The sequence below is a fragment of the Tessaracoccus yangjingae genome, assembly GCF_055326235.1.
Map to the genome: position 1 here is coordinate 1 of NZ_JBUZNN010000030.1, position 2,790 is coordinate 2,790.

Consider the following 2,790-nt stretch of genomic DNA (forward strand, 5'->3'; position numbering starts at 1 on the left):
TTGGCGAGCCGGTGCTGTTGCTTCTCGGTGAGCAGCCCAGCGCGGGTCCGGGCGACCCGACGGATCCCGTAGAGCGGGTCCCCGGAGCGGCCCCGATGCCCGAGGGTCTCTTGCTGGACGCGTTGCCGGCAGCGGTCGAGCTTGTCCCCGACCAGGGCCACGACATGAAAGGGGTCCATCACGGTGGTGACGGTGTCGATCGCTTCGACGGCGGCGGATTTGTAGCCGGTGAAGCCGTCCATCGCGACGATCTCGACCGTGTCCCTGAAGGCCTCAGTTTGGGCTTCGAGCCAGGATTTGAAGGCCTGTTTCGATCTGCCCTCGACCACCGCCAACAACCTCGACGGGCCGCTTCTGGTCCTGGTCGGAGTGAGATCGATGATCACGGTGACGTACTTGTCGCCGTGGCGGGTATGTCGCCAGACGTGCTCATCGACCCCGACCGTGGTGACCCCGTCGAGGCGCTGCGGATGGTCGATGAGCAGGTCGGCGCCGGCGGCGAGGATCGCGTCGCAGGCGGTGTTCCAGGCGACGCCGAGGTTGGCCGCGACCCGTGCGATCGACATTCGGTCGATCACGATGGACTTGACGGCCTGCATGATCGCGTCACGCGACAGTTTCCCCTTCGACGGAGCCGCGGCCCGGATGTCATGGCGCCACACCCTTCGGCACGGGACACAGCGATATCGAGGCACGATCACCTCGAGGATCGTGGGTTTCCAGCCGTAGGGCACATGCGCCAGACGACGCAGCACCGCGTCGTGCCGCACCCCTGGCCCGGCGCACCCCGGACACGGCGACGGCGGTGTGGTGGGGCGGCAGCGCAGCACTGTGTGGTCGGGTTCGACGCGCTGGGCGGTCACGGTCAGCCCGAGACGATCGAGCCGGCAGAACGTATCGAGGCAGGGTGGGGTAGCGTTTCGCACAAGGGCCCTTGGGTTTCAGATGAGGCGTAGACACCTTCATCCTGCCAACCCGAGGGCCCCCTCCTCGACCCAGGGCACCCGGGACGGGATCCTTGACCCGGGTCAGCCGCCGCTCAAACGCGGCCCATCAATCCACTGCCTTCTGTGAAGAGCCGGATTGGCGTCGATCGTCGGAATCGTTGGCACAGTCTTCTTCGCTGATGTTGAGATGTACTGGGCGGTGGCACAAGTCGTGGGTGCCATGATCGGCGGATTGTTGTATCTACTCCTGAAATGGGCGCTGGTCAGATTGAGGTGGGTTGCTAACCGGGTCACGCTTTGGGATGAGCTCTTCTTTGCCCTCACTGCGGTGACTCTCTGGTTTGGCGAGCTACTACTGCGCTGACGAGGTGGTGCACGGCGGACCCTACCGTTCGCCCCCACAGCAGAGCCGACATCTGCTCATGCCGCGCTGGGGTGGTCGCCGGTGGCGACGGCGCGGCCTCCATGATCCGCACGTCTCTTGATCCTTTGATCAGGGTCAGCTCCTCCAGCACTGCATGTTCACCGGAGGGCCTGACCCCCAAGGCCTCTAGGGTTCTGTCATGGAGTCGCGGTCGAAGTCGATAGTTGCCGAGCAAGCCAAGACGGTGGTTACTCGGCGCATCTTGGGCGTAGTGGCCGCCTCTTGTGGCGTTGCGGCGATCGCCACATGGGTGGCCAGGACTCTGCTTCAGGGTGGACCCGGCTGGGCTTTGACGGACGCCGTCCTGCACGCCGTCTTCTGGATCTTGCTCGCGGGTGCGGCGGTGTTCAGCGCCGGCGCCCTGGGGTTCTGGCCAGGACCAGTGGCCAGTACGCATCGTCGTGGCCTTGTTCTGGGTGGTCTGTTGGGGTTCGTCGCTGTGATCGGGACCGCCGTCCCGAACTGGTTCGTCTTCACCACGGCCCCTACACTTTCGCAGCCGTTGCAGTTCCTGTCGTTGATCTGGGGCGGAACTCTCGATTTCGTTGCTCTGGTGGGCTCCTTTCTGATCGCTGTGTCAGTCATCGGGCTACTGACCCGCGGCGGTTCAGCTCCAGGCGATCACTGACCTCCTGGGTCACCACTTCACACTGCGACGCCGCCCGCTTGACCCTCCCCGAAGGCGTCCTGCCGCCGCCACCAGCTGCGCGCCGAGCGCGATAGCGACGGCCGCCATGCCAGTGCAGAGTTGCTCAGGCGAACGCACTGATCTGCCGCGTTGAGAGAGTGGGCCGGATTGATCGCCCTGCTTGCAGAATGCTAGCATAATGTCATGACGACCCTGTACATCCGTGACGTCTCCGATGATGTCGCCGCTACCTTGAAGGAACGGGCGGCGGCGCAAGGCATGTCGTTGTCGGCCTACGTCGCCGCCGAGTTGGCCAAGATCGCCACACGGCCCACCAACGAGCAGATCGTTGCTCGGCTCAGGGCGCGGGACCGTTCCAGTGGGCCTAGCTCCGACGACATCGTCGCTGCCGTGCGGGCAGGCCGTCGGTGATCGTGCTGGACGCCTCGGCGATGGTCGAGGCGTTGATCGGCAGTGAGGTCTCCGACGAGCTGCTGGATGCTCTCACCGGCGAGGTGCACGCGCCGCACCTGCTCGATGTCGAGGTGTTGTCCGTGCTGCGGGGCTTGCTTCTGGGCGGCAAACTCGATCCCGCTGTCGCGGAGGAGGTTCGTCGTGACCACTTCGCGTTCGCCGTCAATCGCTACGAGGTCTCGCCATTGGCTGATCGGATCTGGCAGTTGCGTCACCAGTACACGAGCTACGACGCCGCGTACCTCGCTCTGGCCGAGGCGCTGGATGCACCGCTGTACACCTGCGATGCGAAGCTCGACAGCGGCGGCCACCACGCC

General features: G+C 65.1%; 5 protein-coding genes. 4 read left to right on the forward strand and 1 reads right to left on the reverse strand.

What is annotated here, in order from left to right:
- On the reverse strand, window positions 1-926 hold a 926-nt coding region (locus ACZK5D_RS16770; protein ID WP_463666143.1), incomplete at its 3' end, for an ISL3 family transposase.
- 157 nt (window positions 927-1,083) lie between these two features.
- Here ACZK5D_RS16770 and ACZK5D_RS16775 point away from each other — a divergent pair.
- From ACZK5D_RS16775 to ACZK5D_RS16790, 4 genes are all read left to right on the forward strand, one after another.
- The gene (locus ACZK5D_RS16775) at window positions 1,084-1,311 is read left to right on the forward strand and encodes a hypothetical protein (protein WP_463666144.1); all 228 of its coding nucleotides are present in this window, start codon (window positions 1,084-1,086) and stop codon (window positions 1,309-1,311) included.
- A gap of 199 nt (window positions 1,312-1,510) precedes the next feature.
- The gene (locus tag ACZK5D_RS16780) at window positions 1,511-1,999 is read left to right on the forward strand and encodes a hypothetical protein (protein ID WP_463666145.1); all 489 of its coding nucleotides are present in this window, start codon (window positions 1,511-1,513) and stop codon (window positions 1,997-1,999) included.
- A 204-nt stretch (window positions 2,000-2,203) separates the two neighbouring features.
- Complete coding sequence (locus tag ACZK5D_RS16785; RefSeq protein ID WP_463666146.1) at window positions 2,204-2,431, forward strand: FitA-like ribbon-helix-helix domain-containing protein; 228 nt, start codon at window positions 2,204-2,206, stop codon at window positions 2,429-2,431.
- Window positions 2,428-2,790: type II toxin-antitoxin system VapC family toxin (locus ACZK5D_RS16790; protein WP_463666147.1), on the forward strand; the 363-nt coding region annotated here is incomplete at its 3' end. The genes ACZK5D_RS16785 and ACZK5D_RS16790, both read left to right, overlap by 4 nt.

Coding starts and splice junctions, on each gene's coding strand:
- ACZK5D_RS16780 (WP_463666145.1), top strand. CDS start 1,511: ATGGAGTCGCGGTCGAAGTCGATAGTTGCCGAGCAAGCCAAGACGGTG.
- ACZK5D_RS16785 (WP_463666146.1), top strand. CDS start 2,204: ATGACGACCCTGTACATCCGTGACGTCTCCGATGATGTCGCCGCTACC.